This window comes from Saccharothrix deserti (assembly GCF_009769385.1).
In the GTDB taxonomy this organism is placed as follows: Bacteria; Actinomycetota; Actinomycetes; order Mycobacteriales; family Pseudonocardiaceae; genus Actinosynnema; species Actinosynnema deserti.
Map to the genome: position 1 here is coordinate 1 of NZ_VKAB01000016.1, position 13,862 is coordinate 13,862.

Here is a 13,862-nt window from a genome sequence, read left to right on the forward strand (position 1 = left end):
GCATCTGCGCAGCGAACTCCACCAGCCGGGGCCGCACCCGCTCAATCTCCTCCGGAGTCACCCCGCAACCGAACCACCATCCACAATGGCCAATCAACTCGACACGCCGAAACTTAACAAAGTACTACTAGAAGGGGCCATCGATGAAACGATTGACAAAGGTGTCCGTCGTCGTCGCCGTGGCGACCGTCGTAGCCGGCGCGGCGACGACGGCGTTCACACCCGACGTGCATGCCGCGACTACCCGGTACGAGGCCGAGTCGGCCACGTGTGACGGGACGATCGCGTCGAACCACTCCGGCTACTCCGGCTCCGGTTTCTGCGACACCAGCAGCGCCGTCGGGGCCGCGGCGCAGTTCACGGTCAACGCGCCGAGCGCGGGCACCGCCACGCTGGACATCAGGTACGCCAACGGGAACGCCGCCGGCCGGCCGGCCGATGTCAGCGTCAACGGGACGGTGGCGCACGCCGGCATCCCGTTCGACAACACCGGCGCGTGGAACGCCTGGGCCACCAGGACGTTGACCGTGCCGGTGAACGCCGGCAACAACACCGTCCGGCTCGCCGCGACCACCGCGGGCGGATTGGCGAACATCGACTACCTCGACTTCACCACGGGCGGCAGCGCCGTCACGGGCAGGCGGATGGAAAGCCTGGGTCGGGGTGTCGTGGCCGTGCGGTCCAGCAGCACCCAGGTCCTGGTCTCCTGGCGGCTGCTCGGGCTCGACCCGGACGGCATCGGCTTCAACGTCTACCGATCCGCCGCCGGCGGCGCCGAGGTCAAGCTCAACCCGTCCGTCCTGACCGGCGGCACCAACTTCACCGACTCCACCGCCAACCTGTCGCAGTCCAACAGCTACCGGGTCCGCCCGGTGGTCAACGGCGTCGAACAAGCGCCGAGCGGAGCCTTCACGCTGACCGCCAACCACGCCACCGAGCCGGTGGTCCGCGTTCCGCTGCGCGCCGGCGGTGCGGTGAAGTTCGTCTGGGTCGGCGACCTCGACGGCGACGGCGAGTACGACTACGTGATCGACCGGCAGACGTCCCCGCAGAAGATCGAGGCCTACCGGAGCAACGGGCAGTTCCTCTGGCAGGTCGACATGGGGCCGAACAGCACGAACCAGAACAACATCGAGGGCGGGTCGGCCACGATCGACGTGGGCCACAACGACGGCGTCACCGTCTACGACCTCGACAGCGACGGCCGCGCCGAGGTCGCCGTGCGGATCGCCAACGGCGTCACCTTCGGCAACGGGACCACGTACAACGGCTTGAGCGACAACACCCGTCAGGCGATCGCCATCCTCGACGGCACGACCGGGGCGGCCCGTGCCACGGCTCCGGTGCCGACCGACTACCTGTCCGACGGTCCGATGTACGCGCGTTTCGGCGTGGGTCATCTCGACGGCGTCAACCCGAGCCTCGTGGCGTTCATGAAGAACCGGATCGGCGACGGTGGTTTCAACCTCATGTTCGCCGCTTGGCGGTTCACCGGCAGCGCGCTGACCATGCAGTGGAAGTTCCTGCGCGGCAACCAGGACCTGCCCGACGGGCACAACACCCGGATCATCGACGTCAACGGTGACGGGAAGGACGAGGTCGCCGAGATCGGGTTCGTGCTCAACGGCAACGGCACCCTGCGCTACTCGCTCGCGCCCCAGGGCGTCATCCACGGCGACCGCTTCCACATCGCCGACATGGACCCCGGTCGTCCGGGGCTGGAGGGGTACGGCGTGCAGCAGGTCAACCCCAGCGGCCTGCGCGACTACTACTACGACGCCGCGACCGGCAACATGATCTGGAAGCACGTCGAGTCCGGCACCGCCGACGTGGGACGCGGCATGGTGGGCGACATCGACCCGCGGTTCCCCGGCATGGAGGCCTGGGCGTTCTCCGGCCTGTACAACGCGCCCGGCAACCGGCTCACCCAGTCGGACACCTCGCTGCAGCCCTGGCCCCAGCTGGGCCTGTGGTGGGACGGCGACATCACCATGGAACTGCTCAACGACGGCAAGATCGAGAAGTGGAACCCGACCAGCCCGACCACCACCGGCAGCGTGCCGCGGCTGGTCAGCACCTGGAACTACGGCGCGGTCGACGCGAGCCAGAACGTCCAGCCCACCTTCTACGGTGACATCCTCGGCGACTGGCGCGAGGAGGCCGTGTACACCAACGCGAGCTTCAACGAACTGATCATCTTCACCACGAACCAACCGTCCGGCACCAGGCTGTACACGCTGGCGCACAACCCCGCCTACCGCAACGCCATGACCCTCAAGGGGTACATGCAGTCCCACCACGTCGACTACTTCCTCGGCTCGGGCATGTCACAGCCGCCCCGGCCGAACATCACCTACCCCGCGAGGTAACGAGATCGTGCGTGAGATCGACGCGACCGCGGTGCCGCCGGAGCCGATCAGCGGACACCTGCTGATGGGTGAGGCGCCGGACCACCCGGACGCCGTCCGGGTGAACTCGCGCCACCTCAGCCGCGGTGGAAGGCCGTGGCTGCCGGTCGGCGGTGAGTTCCACTTCAGCCGCTACCCGGCCGCGGAGTGGCGCGAGGAGCTGCTGAAGATGCGGGCCGGCGGTATCACGGTCGTGTCGACTTACGTGTTCTGGATCATGCACGAGGAGCGGCGCGGCCGGTTCCGCTGGGACGGCGACCTGGACCTGCGCCGCTTCGTCGTGCTCTGCGGTGAGCTGGGGCTCGACGTGGTGGCGCGGATCGGGCCGTGGGCGCACGGCGAGATCCGCAACGGCGGGTTCCCCGACTGGCTGGCGGCCACCGGCTGCGTGCCGCGCACGGACGACCCGCGCTACCTCCGGCTCGTCCGTGCCTTCTACGGCCAGATCGCCGGCCAACTCGCCGGCCTGCTCCACGCCGACGGTGGCCCCGTGGTGGCAGTCCAGCTCGACAACGAACTGCACGACCAGCCCGACCACCTGGTCACCCTGCGCCGGATGGCGCAGGAGGCGGGCTTGGACCCGCCACTGTGGACGGCCACCGGCTGGGGCGGCGCCCGCCTGCCGCCCGGCGAAGTCCTGCCGGTGTTCGGCGGTTATCCCGAGGCGGCCTGGGACACCGCCCACGACGGATGGCCGGCGCAGAGCCGGGCGCACTACTTCTTCCGGCACGACCGCGACGACGATTCCATCGGCGCCGACCTGCGTGCGGCCACGTCGCCGGGCGGCGTCGACCTGGACCGGTACCCGTTCGCCACCTGTGAACTGGGCGGCGGGATGTACACCTCCTACCACCGCCGCCCGGTCGTGACCGCCGCCGACGTGGCCGCGCTCGCGCTGGTCAAGCTGGGCAGCGGGTCGGTGTGGCAGGGGTACTACCCCTACCACGGCGGGTCGACGCCGATCGGCGAGCTGTCCACCTTCCAGGAGTCGCACGCCACCGGCTACCCCAACGACTGCCCGGTGGTCAACTACGACTTCCAGGCGCCGTTGGGTGAGTACGGCCAGTTCCGCGCGTCCTACGCCGAGCTGCGCCGGCAGCACCTGCTGATCGCCGATCACGGCGCCGACATGGCCACGATGACGCTGCGGCTGCCCGCCGACGCGCCACCGGACACCACCGATCGCGACACGTTGCGCTGGGCGGTCCGGTCCGATGGCGAGCGCGGATACCTGTTCGTGAACAACCACCAGCCGGTGGAGCCGTTGCCCGAACACGCCGACGTGCGGTTCGCCGTGACGCTGGGCGAGCAGCGCCTCGTCGTGCCGGGCCGGCCGGCGACCGTCCCGTCCGGCGCTCACTTCGTGTGGCCGCTCAACCGGCGCGTCGGCGACATCACCATCCGGACCGCCGCCGCCCAGCCGCTCTGCGACCTCGTGGTCGACGGCGTGCCGACCGCGGTGCTGTCCCAGACCGCCGCCATCCCGGTCGACCTGCTGGTCGACGCCGCGGAGGTGCGCGGCCCGGCCGCGGTGACCGCCGAAGCCGGCCACTGGCGGGTCACCGACCTCCGGCCGGGCACCGACTGCCTGCTCGAACTGCGCTCACCCGGCGGCTCCTCCAGCCGCCTGCTCATCCTGGACGAGGCCGCCGCGCGCACCGCGTCCCGGGGCAGGCTGTGGGGTGCCGACCGGCTCGTGCTCAGCACCGGCCCGGCCGTCATCGACGCCGATCAGCTGACCGTGCACGGCTCGACCGATGCCGTCCTGGTGTACCCGCCGCCCGGCGCCCCGACTGCCGGCGTGTTCGCCCGGATCGAGGTGCCCGGCGAAGCGCCCGCCCCGATGCCCGCCCGATGGCGTCTCATCCGGGAGGCCGGGAAACCCCGCAAGCCGACGATCGACCCGCGGTCCGGCCGGGCGTCCGCACCCACCGACGCCGACTTCGCCGCAGCGACCGTGGTCCACGTCGACATCCCGGCGGACGCGTTCGCCGCCGACTGCGTCCTGCGTGTGGACTGGGCCGGTGACGTCGGTCGCGCCTACTGCGACGGTGCCCTCATCGCCGACCACTTCTGGTACGGCCCCGTCTGGGAGATCGGCCTGCGCCGCCACCGCGAGCAGGCCATCCGGCACGGTGTCGACCTGCACCTGTTGCCGTTGGCCGAACAGGCCCCGATCCACCTCAGCCCGGCGAGCCGCCCGACGGCCTACCCCGACGGGCAGGTGCTGGACCTCCGGTTGATCACACTCACGCCGGTCGCCCGCACCCTCGTCCAGAAGTGGACTGGGCCCGAGTCCGGGCCAACCGCGAACGACTGGCCGAGCTCCACCGCGAAGCCGAATCCGACCTGAACCACCTTCAGTGCGCACGACCCCTACCCGCTTTCCGAGTACGCGACAACGCCTGACCGCACAACGTCCGAAGACGGCCGATTCCGAGCGGACAACGCGATGGGGGCCTCGGTCGAGGCCCCCATGCCGCTCGGGAAACGTGCGGGATCAGAACATGGTGTTGTCGTTGGCGGAGGTTTCCGGCACGTCCTGGAGCACGTCCCAGTGCTCGACGACCTTCCCGTCGCGGACGCGGAAGATGTCCACCACGGCCTGGCCTCGGTCCTCGGGGTTGAGCCGGTAGTGGGCGTGGATCGCCACGAGGTCACCGTCGGAGATCACGCGCTTGCGTTCCACGATCAGACCCGGGAACGCCTGGAAGAACGAGGCGAACAGTTCGCGCAGACCGGCCGAGCCGCTGGGGATGGCGGGGTTGTGCTGGTGGTACTCCGGCGCCAGGTACGCGACCGCGTCGGGGTCCTTGTCGACCATGAGCTGGTCGAAGTACCCGACCGCGACCTTCTCGCTGTAGGCCGTCTGCCAGTGGGGGCCGGGCTGGTTCGTCCTCGGGTGGCTGACCGTGGAGAACATGTCGTTGCCGCTCACGGTCGTCTCCGGCACTTCCTGCACGACGTCCCAGTGCTCGGCGATCATGCCGTCGCGGTCGAAGCGGAAGATGTCGACGACGGCCGTTCCACGAGTGCCGGGCACAAGGACCAGGTTGGAGTGCACCAGGACCAGGTCGCCCTCGGCGATCACGCGCTTGATGTCGTACTTCAGCTCCGGGAACTGCGCGTTCAGGGGACCCGCGAGGGCCTTGAGCGGTGCCGTGCCGTTCGGCGCGAGCGGGTTGTGCTGGATGTAGTCGGGGCGGATGTAGCGGTCCACGACCGAGACGTCGCCGTCCTCGAAGAGGCGCTTGAGCACGTGCACGGTGACGGCCTTGTGGCGGTCGAGCGCGCCCATGTGCCACGAGTGCGTGGTGGCCGTACCGGGCGCCGACGCGGAGGCCGTCGGGGCGAGTCCGGTCACCGCGACGGTGGTCGTGGCGGCCAGCACGGCGGCGACCGCCTTCCTGGGCAGGGCTGTGGTGGGGCGCATCTGTCTTCTCCGATGTTCGTTGCCTGTGGCGGTTCGTTGCCTGTGGCAGCAGCATACGCCTAACTTGTCAGTCACTGACAAGCCCATCAGTGGATGTCAGGTCTGGCGGGCGCTACAGTGACGTGGTGAGTGCCGAGAAGCCGGACCTGCGGGAGAGGACCCGTCAGGCGGTGCGCGCCCAGCTGATGGCCGTCGCGTGGGACCTCTTCGTCGAGCAGGGCTACGACGCCACGACGGTGGACGAGATCGCCGCCGCGGTCGGGATGTCGCAACGCAGCTTCTTCCGCTACTTCGGCTCCAAAGAGGACGTCGTCCTCGTCAAGTTCGAGGCGGTCGGCGTGATGCTGGCCGACGAACTGGCCAGGCGGCCCGTCTCCGAGGACGTCTGGACCGCGCTGCGCCGCTCGTTCGACGGGATCGTGGAGACCAGCGAACGCGACCCGCGGTACGGCCTCCTGGTGCTGCGGATCACCGACCGGGCCCCGGTCCTGCGTGCCCGCCGACTGGAGCAGCAGACGCACTGGCAGGAACTGCTGGCCCCGCTCGTCGCCACGCGCCTGGACCCACCGGCCACCGACGCGGACCACGACCCGCGCCCGGCCGCTCTCGCCGCCGCCGCTCTCGCCTGCCTGAACGTGGCCAACGCCGCCTGGCTGGACAGCGACGGGACCGAGTCCTTGCGCCGACTCCTGGACGACGCCATGCGCGCGGTGCACCCCGGCGCGTTCTGACGCGGAGAGTCGAAACGGTCGTCAGAGGTGGGACCGCCCCGAGTTGGGGCCGCCGGAGGAGTACGTCGAGGAGTTCGCGTAACCCCGGTTCCGGGTGAACATCAGGCCCTCAGTGGTGCACCGGCTTGCGCGCCTCGATGAGGAAGCGACGGGAGTAGGCGACGAACGGGCCGTCGGCCTGGATCTGCTCGTGGAGCGACTCCAGGCGGTCACGGTACTTCTCGACGGTGAAGTCCGGGACGAACCAGATCACCTTGCGCAGGAAGTAGACCAGCGCGCCGATGTCGAAGAACTCCATCCTCAACTCGGCGGACCGCAGGTCCACGACCTCCAGCCCGGCCGCCTCCGCCTCGGCCTTCGCCAGTTCCGGCTCGCGGCCGCTCTCCCCCAACGGCCGGGGGCCGAGGAAGAAGTCGTAGACCTCGTGGCCGCTGTCCGGGCCGACCTGCTGGGAGAAGTAGGTGCCGCCCGCCGCCAGGACGCGGGCGATCTCGTCCCAGTAGGCGGTCACCGGGTGGCGGCTGGTGACCAGGTCGAAGGTGCCGTCCGCGAACGGCAACGGCGGCCGGTCCTCGGCGGCGACCACGACGACACCCTTGCCCCGCAGGTTCTCCTGCGCCCGCTTGATGTTCGGCGGCCAGGACTCGGTCGCGACCATGGTCTTGGCCGCCCGCTGCGGGATCCCGGCCAGGACCTCGCCGCCGCCGGTCTGGATGTCCAGGCTCATCGCCGCGCGGCCGATCCGCTCGCCCATCAGCTTCTGATAACCCCAGGGCGGCCGCTCCTCGGTGGCACGGCCGTCGAGCCAGGAGAACTCCCAGCCGCTGACATCGACCGCGTCGGCCTCCGCGACCAGTTCGTCGAAACTCTTGTCCATGACGCGGAATGATCACACGGCGCTCCGCCGGGCGCCCGTCAAATTCGTGGTGCCGCAGCCGGAACCCGCACAGCCGCCGCCTGTCACACGTTGAGGACTGTCACACGTCGGAGGAAGGACCGAGACGCGCGCGGATCGCCCCGGCGACCTCGGCCGCCGCGAGGAGTTGCTCCGACGTGAGCGCATCGACGAAGAGCTCGCGGACGGCGCGCAAATGCGGAACAGTCGCACCTCGGAACGCCTCGGCACCGGTCGGGTCGAGCACCACCTCGGCTCCCCGGCTGTCGGTGGCGCACTCCTCGCGGCGGATGAGCCCGCGCCGCTCCATCCGGCCGAGGTGATGGGACAGGCGACTGCGCTCCCAGCCGATGGTCGCCGCGAGGTCGGAGGAACGCATCCGCCGCCCCGGCGCCTCGCTGAGCGCGAGCATCACCGCGTAGTCCCCGGGCGACAGCGAGGACTCGCTCTGCAGCCGCGACGCGAGTTCGGAGCGGAGGGCCTCGGCCGTCTCGATGAAGTCCCTCCAGATCCGCAGCTCGTCGGCGGTCGGCAGCTGGCGTCTCGGCCGCGGCCGCGTTGTGTTCTCCGTCATGAGCCCTCCTGATTGACACGTCAACTTCATGATACATAATTGACATGTCATCCATCTGAAGAGGAGGCGAGATGACGACCGCGGGGTTCGAGCTGGGACTCAACTCGTTCGGGGAAGTGGCCACCGATGGCGACCGCCTCCTGGGTGACGCCGAGACCGTGCGGCTGATCGTGGAGGAGGCGCCTCGCCGAGTCGGTGGGGCTGGACGTGTTCAGCGTGGGCGAGCACTACCGCGAGGGCCACAACGACTCGGCCACGCCCGTGCTGCTCGCGTACGACATCCTGCGCCTCCCCCGCGAGGCCCGCGCCCGCACCATCGAACTGCTCGGCCGTGAGGTCGCCCCACGTGTCCGGGAACTGCTCACGGAGGAACCAACCCATGCCTGATCTCGAGTTCGGCCTCGACACCTTCGGCGACGTGCCGGAGGACGACTCCGGGGCGCTGCTGTCCTACGCCGCCGCGATCCGCCAGGTCGTCGACGAAGCCGTGCCGGCGGACGAACTCGGCGTCGACTTCGTCGCCGACACGGACGAGGAGGCGAAGGAGGTGTTCTGGCCGCGTTACCGCGTCATCCGCGACCGGATCGGGGCCTCGCGCGGATGGCCGCCGACCACCCGCGCGGAGTTCGACGCCGAGGCCGAGCACGGGTCCCTCCACATCGGCTCACCGGAGACCGTCGCCCGCAAGATCGCCCGCACGGTCGACAGCCTCGGCGTCGGCCGGTTCGACCTCATCTACACCGCGGGATCGCAGCCCGCCAGCGCCCGTCTGCGCGCGGTCGAGCTCTACGGCTCCAAGGTGATCCCCATGGTCCGCGACATCCTCGGCGGCTGACCCGCACTCCGGGGTGCGACATCGAAAGATCGAAGATCGGAGTGCGAAATGAACAGCAGCGCCGGTCCTGAGACCATCGGCATCCTCGGCGCCGGCAAGATGGGCACCGTTCTCGCCAGGCTCGCCCTGGCCGCCGGGTACCGGGTGCTCATCGCAGGCTCCCGCGCCCCCTCGGAGATCGCCCTCACCGTCGACGTGCTGACCCCCGGAGCGGTCGCCACCACGGCCGCCGATGCCGCCGCCCGTGCCGACATCGTCATCCTCGCCCTGCCGCTCGGCAAGTACCGGAGCGTTCCCGCGGAGGCGCTGCGCGGCAAGCTCGTCATCGACGCGATGAACTACTGGTGGGAGGTCGACGGCATCCGGGACGACCTGAACGATCCCCTCACCTCCACGAGCGAGACCGTCCAGGCGTTCCTCCCCGACTCCCGCGTCGTCAAGGCGTTGAACCACGTTGGGTACCACGACATCGAGGACAAGGCCCGCCCCGCAGGACAGGCGGGGCGCATCGCGGTCGCGATGGCCGGTGACGACCACGCCGCCGTCGCCGCCGTCGCCTCCTTCGTCGACACGCTCGGCTTCGATCCCGTCATCGCCGGGCCCCTCGCCGAAGGTGTGCGCTTCGAACCGGGCGCCGAACTCTTCGGCGCCGACGTGGACGCCGACGAGGTCCGCACCAGGCTCGACCGCTTCCCGGATTCCGAGCGCGGGCAGCCGATCGCCCGCGCCCGTGCCGAAACCGCGGCGTGAGCCGCCACAGGCCCGATCCCGGTCGCGACTTGCTACCGGGATCGGGCCTGTGGCGGTCAGCGCGGTTGGGCGCGATCAGCTGAAGGAGTACGGGCCGAAGCGGCCCCAGGCCACGACGACGGCCGGCACGATCAGGACGAGGTTGGTGACGATCGCGCGGGACTCCTTGCGCTTGGCGTGGGTGATCGCCGCACCGATCATGATCAACACCAGGCCCGCGGCGGCCAGTGGCACGAGGACGGGGACGATGTCCAGCGCGGCGGGCAGGATCAACCCGATCGCGGCCAGCACCTCCAGGGCTCCGATCAGCTTGAGCACGCCCGGGGAGAAGTCCTCCGTCCACGCCATGTTCGGCGAGGCGGCGAGTTTCTCCTTCGACTGGGCCAGCTTCGAGCCGCCGGCGGCCAGGAAGAGCGCGGCGAGCGCGGAGGCGATGATCCAGAGAACGATGTTCATGGGAGTTTGCCGTTCATGAGGTCGGGTAAGGGAATGCGGTTCGCCAGGCCGCGGTCAGACGTTGGCGAAGCCGTCCTTGTTCTCGGACAACCACCGCTGGAAGGTCTGCAGCCGCGGGTTCAACTCGCGTACGACGTCGAGGTCGCGGGCGGCGAGCTTCCGCGCCGCGTCCGAGTCCGGGTTGCGGGTCAGCGCGCGCACCGCGAACCCGCCGTCGGCGTCGGTCAGGATCGCCCTGGCCAACCCGCCACCCTGGGCACCGGTCGCACCGACGACCGCGATCACTTTCTTCTCCGCCATGACCCTCGTCCTCTTCGTAAACCAGGGGCACCCCTCGTACCCCTGGTTTACATGTCGTGTCATGCAACTCTGCGCACTGATGCATGACATGTCAGTTGATGTGTCATGTACTTTAGTCCCAGAAGTGTATGACATGTCAAGCGGTCGGGTAGACTCGTCTCATATGAGCGACACGTCCCAGTGGTTGAGCCCGGCGGAGCAGCACGCCTGGCGCGCCTTCATCCGCCTGCACCAGAAACTCGTCGCCCACCTGGGCCGCGACTTGCAGGCGCACTCCAAGCTGTCCGGCGCCGACTACGAGATCCTCGTCGCGCTCACCGACGTCCCGGAGGGGCGGCTCCGGCCGCAGGACCTGGCCAAGGCGGTGGACTGGGAGCAGAGCCGCCTGTCGCACCAGATCGCGAGGATGATCAAACGGGGCCTGGTGGCCCGGGAAGACTGCGCCGAGGACGGACGCGGCATCTTCGTCACCCTCACACCCGCCGGTCGCGACGTCATCGAAGCCGCCGCACCCCAGCACGTGGCCGCGGTCCGGCGTCTGGTCATCGACGCCCTCAGCCCGGACGAGCTCGCCACGCTCGGGCAGATCTCCGACCGCATCCTCGAACACGTGGACAACGTGTCACCGTGACGCTCGGCGCGGACGTCCTCGCCAACGCGAAGCACGATAGGCCTGACCGAGGGGCGGTGTGGCCGGGTCGCACCCGGCCACACCACGCGCATCACACGTTCGGGTTGCTGTAGGCCTTGGCGTCGCACTCCGGGAAGAGCGTGTCCCGGCAGACCCAGATCGTGATCCTGCGGATGTTGAAGCTGTCCGAGGCGTGGACGTTCGTCCAGTACGTCTCGGTGTGGCAACCGCTGTTCATGTGCCGTTCCTGGCCGGTCCAGCGGCCGTCCACGTCGATGAACCAGTACACCGGCTGGTTGTCGCACGCCAGGTCGGCCAGGTTCGCGCGGGCGATGTTGAAGCTCCGGGCCCCCGTCCAGGTGATGGAACCCCAGGCACGCGCGTGCTTCGTGCCGACGTCGTTCTGCTCGTAGACGTCGTAGCCGGTCGCCGCGAGCGCGGGCGACGCGCCGACACCGACGACCGCCGCGACCGTGAGAGCCGCGGACGTCAGCGCCTTGATCAGGAAACGCACTGCTCATCCTCCTTGAGAACTCACCCATTCGGGTGATCGGAGTGATCTAACAGTGAGAGATCCTCACATATCAAACGATCACACTTGACCGTTCCACCTGGTGGTCGGTGACGCGTCCCGCGCCGAGCGCACGCTCCACAGTGGACGGCATGTCGAAAGCGTTTCACCGAACCGCATTTCCGCGGTCGGGTACCGTGTTCCACCACTCGCTTCGGGCGCGTCGTGCAGGCCGTGCACCGGGACAGCGGGAGGAGCACGGGGTGGAACAGGACGGCCGGCCGGTGACCTCCAACCTCGTCGGCGGGGACGTCCTCGGCCCGAGCGTCCAAGCCGGGGTGATCCGGGGTGGCGTCCACATCCACGTCGGCGTGCCCGGGCCGCTACGCCCGAGGAAGCGGCACGGTCGGGCGACTGGGCAGTCGTGAGCATCCCGCCGGCCCCCTACCGCGAGCTGCCGGCCGGCGCGAAACTCGTCAAGGCGTTCAACAACATCAACGACCAGCACATCCCGGCGCTGGCCCGTCCCGCGGGCGCCGCCGACCGCGTGCTGTCCTGACCCCTGCGTCCTGCGCTCCCTGCTCGATCGCGGTGGACAACCCACAGTGGCAGCGCCGTGACCGTCCGTCGGGTTCACCGTCGACCAGGGCGACGGGCTGCTCTGCCGACCGGCGAGGTCGCCTCGGTACCTATTCCACGGACTTACGGGGTAGCTACGTAGTTCTCCGGATGTTCGTGGGTAGCGGGAGGCGCAGGCTATTGACACACGACCCAGCGCACACAGGTTGGTTGAGGGATCGACCGATGGGCCGCCAGGAGCGTCAATCATGTGCCAGCACCAGCCCCCGTGCCCGTCCGGAACGGACGCCAACGGCCAGAACGCCCGCATCGTCACCTCCCACCCCGAGCAGGGCTGGTACCTGCTGTGCAACGGCGTGGTCCTGTTCGACGACGGCGGCCTGATGCTCTCCGACCACCGCGTCGTCGCCCCCGTCTACGAACTGGTCGCGGCCTGACCAACCCCAGACCCCGGCCGCCGAGCGTCCCCAACCCCGGCGACCGGCCGCACAGGGTGTCGACGACGACACCCACCGCTCAACCCGGTGTTCCCCCGACTCGACGTCTATATCCGGACGCCGCAGTGCACCGGTCCCGACGGGACAGGCGGCGCGCGAGTGACATCCCCTCATGCCACTCACGCGCCGCCCGTCCCGTTTTCTTTGCCTTTTCCGCTCCAGCCCGAGGACGTCGACGCGCTGAGCAGTGCGTTCGGGACCCGGACTCGCGGAACGCCACGTCGTCAGTCGGTGATCACGGCACTGCGTCGACCCCACTCGCTGCCGTGTGCCGCCTGGTGCATGAAGGCGGCGACGTCCGCTCGGCTGATCGTCGGGTTGCCCCTCATCGGCAGCCGGTCACCCACGCTGTACGTGCCCTTGGCCGACCGCATTCGTGCCGTGATGGCCGACCAAATCGGACTGCTGTCCGCTACTTGCGGCTGTAACGGACAGCAGTCCGGTTAGCAAGGTCGACTTCAGGCCCGAGGGCGAACGCCAGGCGCCCGTCGCTCCTCGACTCCACCCGCCATCCCCCTGATCTCAATCGGAACCAGCCGGACAACTGTCCACTAAAGTCCTCGATCCGGACAGCTGTCTGCTTGGTTCCACCGTTAGCGACGAACGCCCCGATGTGATCGGCGCACCCGGCAGCGGGGCCCCCTCCGGGAACGACTCCAGCGCTCGAACCGGCCCGTCAGGCGCTCAACGTTCGACCAGGGCTTGCACGACCACCGCCTCCAGTCGGACGGCCACGCGGTCCAGGGGTTCGGTGCTGCGCTTGGCCCTGCACATCGCCACCGCACCCTCCACCGCCGCCACCGTCAGCGTGGCCACCTGGTCCGCTTCCCGTTCGCCGGCGCCGTGTTGCCGCAAGGAATCGGCCAGGAGCGATTCCCACCGGGTGAAGACCTCGGCCGCCGCCACCAGGGCCGTCGCGCCGTCCGCCGGCTCCTCGACCGACACCGCCAACACGGGGCACCCGGCCGTGAAGTCGCTCTTCGCCACGACCCCTCGCCACCACGCCAGGAACGCGCGCAAGCCCTCCACCGGGCCCGCCGACAGCTCCTCGGCCAACGCGCGCGCCACCACGTCGCCCGCGAACCGGACGGCCTCGGTCACGAGCTGCTGCTTGCCCCCCGGGAAGTAGTGGTACGTCGATCCCAGCGGTGCCTTGGCGTGTTTCGCCAACTCCCGCACGCTCGTCGCGTTCACGCCCCGTCGGCGCATCATGTCCGCCGCGCCGGCCACGATCCGCTGCCGCGGTTCGGTCGAACCCATCG

Annotated in this window: 18 protein-coding genes; 10 read left to right on the forward strand and 8 right to left on the reverse strand. The window is 69.6% G+C overall.

Features of this window, described 5'->3' with window-relative positions:
* Positions 1–143: 143 nt before the first annotated feature.
* Complete coding sequence (locus tag FM051_RS25305) at positions 144–2,369, forward strand: rhamnogalacturonan lyase family protein (protein ID WP_158847530.1); 2,226 nt, start codon at positions 144–146, stop codon at positions 2,367–2,369.
* 7 nt (positions 2,370–2,376) lie between these two features.
* The gene (locus FM051_RS25310; protein WP_202919008.1) at positions 2,377–4,761 is read left to right on the forward strand and encodes a beta-galactosidase; all 2,385 of its coding nucleotides are present in this window, start codon (positions 2,377–2,379) and stop codon (positions 4,759–4,761) included.
* A gap of 147 nt (positions 4,762–4,908) precedes the next feature.
* Here FM051_RS25310 and FM051_RS25315 read toward each other — a convergent pair whose 3' ends face one another.
* Entirely contained in the window at positions 4,909–5,841 is a 933-nt protein-coding gene (locus tag FM051_RS25315; protein ID WP_158847532.1) for a nuclear transport factor 2 family protein, read from the reverse strand.
* A gap of 125 nt (positions 5,842–5,966) precedes the next feature.
* Here FM051_RS25315 and FM051_RS25320 point away from each other — a divergent pair, with 125 nt between their 5' ends.
* Positions 5,967–6,572, forward strand: a complete 606-nt coding sequence (locus FM051_RS25320; protein WP_202919009.1) for a TetR/AcrR family transcriptional regulator — start codon at positions 5,967–5,969, stop codon at positions 6,570–6,572.
* A 109-nt stretch (positions 6,573–6,681) separates the two neighbouring features.
* On the opposite strand, the gene FM051_RS25325 is transcribed toward FM051_RS25320, so the two are convergent.
* The gene (locus FM051_RS25325; protein WP_158847534.1) at positions 6,682–7,449 is read right to left on the reverse strand and encodes a class I SAM-dependent methyltransferase; all 768 of its coding nucleotides are present in this window, start codon (positions 7,447–7,449) and stop codon (positions 6,682–6,684) included.
* A 100-nt stretch (positions 7,450–7,549) separates the two neighbouring features.
* The gene (locus tag FM051_RS25330; protein ID WP_158847536.1) at positions 7,550–8,041 is read right to left on the reverse strand and encodes a MarR family winged helix-turn-helix transcriptional regulator; all 492 of its coding nucleotides are present in this window, start codon (positions 8,039–8,041) and stop codon (positions 7,550–7,552) included.
* A gap of 216 nt (positions 8,042–8,257) precedes the next feature.
* On the opposite strand from FM051_RS25330, the gene FM051_RS50720 reads away from it, so the two are divergent.
* From FM051_RS50720 to FM051_RS25345, 3 genes are read left to right on the forward strand one after another with little or no spacing between them, the layout of a single operon-like run.
* On the forward strand, positions 8,258–8,428 hold the full coding sequence (locus FM051_RS50720) for a hypothetical protein (RefSeq protein ID WP_202919010.1): 171 nt from the start codon (positions 8,258–8,260) through the stop codon (positions 8,426–8,428).
* Entirely contained in the window at positions 8,421–8,876 is a 456-nt protein-coding gene (locus FM051_RS25340) for a hypothetical protein (RefSeq protein WP_238412640.1), read from the forward strand. Before FM051_RS50720 ends, FM051_RS25340 begins: the two co-directional genes overlap by 8 nt.
* 48 nt (positions 8,877–8,924) lie before the next feature.
* Positions 8,925–9,626 (forward strand): NADPH-dependent F420 reductase, encoded by a 702-nt coding sequence (locus FM051_RS25345; protein ID WP_158847538.1) that lies wholly within the window; start codon positions 8,925–8,927, stop codon positions 9,624–9,626.
* Between the two features lie 75 nt (positions 9,627–9,701).
* On the opposite strand, the gene FM051_RS25350 is transcribed toward FM051_RS25345, so the two are convergent.
* A complete protein-coding gene (locus FM051_RS25350; RefSeq protein WP_158847540.1) occupies positions 9,702–10,082 on the reverse strand; it encodes a DoxX family protein in 381 nt (126 codons plus the stop codon).
* A 54-nt stretch (positions 10,083–10,136) separates the two neighbouring features.
* The gene (locus FM051_RS25355) at positions 10,137–10,382 is read right to left on the reverse strand and encodes an NmrA family NAD(P)-binding protein (RefSeq protein WP_158847542.1); all 246 of its coding nucleotides are present in this window, start codon (positions 10,380–10,382) and stop codon (positions 10,137–10,139) included.
* Between the two features lie 163 nt (positions 10,383–10,545).
* Between FM051_RS25355 and FM051_RS25360 the strand changes: the two genes are divergently transcribed.
* The gene (locus FM051_RS25360) at positions 10,546–11,013 is read left to right on the forward strand and encodes a MarR family winged helix-turn-helix transcriptional regulator (protein ID WP_158847544.1); all 468 of its coding nucleotides are present in this window, start codon (positions 10,546–10,548) and stop codon (positions 11,011–11,013) included.
* A 91-nt stretch (positions 11,014–11,104) separates the two neighbouring features.
* On the opposite strand, the gene FM051_RS25365 is transcribed toward FM051_RS25360, so the two are convergent.
* Complete coding sequence (locus FM051_RS25365; protein WP_158847546.1) at positions 11,105–11,527, reverse strand: hypothetical protein; 423 nt, start codon at positions 11,525–11,527, stop codon at positions 11,105–11,107.
* A 260-nt stretch (positions 11,528–11,787) separates the two neighbouring features.
* Here FM051_RS25365 and FM051_RS50150 point away from each other — a divergent pair, with 260 nt between their 5' ends.
* From FM051_RS50150 to FM051_RS25375, 3 genes are all read left to right on the forward strand, one after another.
* A complete protein-coding gene (locus FM051_RS50150) occupies positions 11,788–11,952 on the forward strand; it encodes a hypothetical protein (RefSeq protein ID WP_162470743.1) in 165 nt (54 codons plus the stop codon).
* A complete protein-coding gene (locus tag FM051_RS53265; RefSeq protein WP_274383715.1) occupies positions 11,949–12,083 on the forward strand; it encodes a hypothetical protein in 135 nt (44 codons plus the stop codon). Before FM051_RS50150 ends, FM051_RS53265 begins: the two co-directional genes overlap by 4 nt.
* A gap of 268 nt (positions 12,084–12,351) precedes the next feature.
* On the forward strand, positions 12,352–12,540 hold the full coding sequence (locus FM051_RS25375; protein ID WP_158847548.1) for a DUF5999 family protein: 189 nt from the start codon (positions 12,352–12,354) through the stop codon (positions 12,538–12,540).
* Positions 12,541–12,824: 284 nt separating this feature from the next.
* Here the strand turns inward: FM051_RS25375 and FM051_RS25380 are convergent, their stop codons facing one another.
* Together FM051_RS25380 and FM051_RS25385 are read right to left on the reverse strand one after the other, a co-directional pair.
* Positions 12,825–12,974 (reverse strand): NAD(P)-dependent oxidoreductase, encoded by a 150-nt coding sequence (locus FM051_RS25380; protein WP_202919011.1) that lies wholly within the window; start codon positions 12,972–12,974, stop codon positions 12,825–12,827.
* 310 nt (positions 12,975–13,284) lie between these two features.
* On the reverse strand, positions 13,285–13,860 hold the full coding sequence (locus FM051_RS25385; RefSeq protein ID WP_158847550.1) for a TetR/AcrR family transcriptional regulator: 576 nt from the start codon (positions 13,858–13,860) through the stop codon (positions 13,285–13,287).
* Positions 13,861–13,862: the final 2 nt, after the last annotated feature.

What these genes read in the sequence shown, in the direction of transcription:
- FM051_RS25305 (WP_158847530.1), top strand. Translation starts at nt 144, where the DNA reads ATGAAACGATTGACAAAGGTGTCCGTCGTCGTCGCCGTGGCGACCGTC.
- FM051_RS25315 (WP_158847532.1), bottom strand. Translation starts at nt 5,841, where the DNA reads ATGCGCCCCACCACAGCCCTGCCCAGGAAGGCGGTCGCCGCCGTGCTG.
- FM051_RS25325 (WP_158847534.1), bottom strand. Translation starts at nt 7,449, where the DNA reads ATGGACAAGAGTTTCGACGAACTGGTCGCGGAGGCCGACGCGGTCGAT.
- FM051_RS25330 (WP_158847536.1), bottom strand. Translation starts at nt 8,041, where the DNA reads ATGACGGAGAACACAACGCGGCCGCGGCCGAGACGCCAGCTGCCGACC.
- FM051_RS25340 (WP_238412640.1), top strand. Translation starts at nt 8,421, where the DNA reads ATGCCTGATCTCGAGTTCGGCCTCGACACCTTCGGCGACGTGCCGGAG.
- FM051_RS25345 (WP_158847538.1), top strand. Translation starts at nt 8,925, where the DNA reads ATGAACAGCAGCGCCGGTCCTGAGACCATCGGCATCCTCGGCGCCGGC.
- FM051_RS25350 (WP_158847540.1), bottom strand. Translation starts at nt 10,082, where the DNA reads ATGAACATCGTTCTCTGGATCATCGCCTCCGCGCTCGCCGCGCTCTTC.
- FM051_RS25355 (WP_158847542.1), bottom strand. Translation starts at nt 10,382, where the DNA reads ATGGCGGAGAAGAAAGTGATCGCGGTCGTCGGTGCGACCGGTGCCCAG.
- FM051_RS25360 (WP_158847544.1), top strand. Translation starts at nt 10,546, where the DNA reads ATGAGCGACACGTCCCAGTGGTTGAGCCCGGCGGAGCAGCACGCCTGG.
- FM051_RS25375 (WP_158847548.1), top strand. Translation starts at nt 12,352, where the DNA reads ATGTGCCAGCACCAGCCCCCGTGCCCGTCCGGAACGGACGCCAACGGC.
- FM051_RS25380 (WP_202919011.1), bottom strand. Translation starts at nt 12,974, where the DNA reads ATGCGGTCGGCCAAGGGCACGTACAGCGTGGGTGACCGGCTGCCGATG.
- FM051_RS25385 (WP_158847550.1), bottom strand. Translation starts at nt 13,860, where the DNA reads ATGGGTTCGACCGAACCGCGGCAGCGGATCGTGGCCGGCGCGGCGGAC.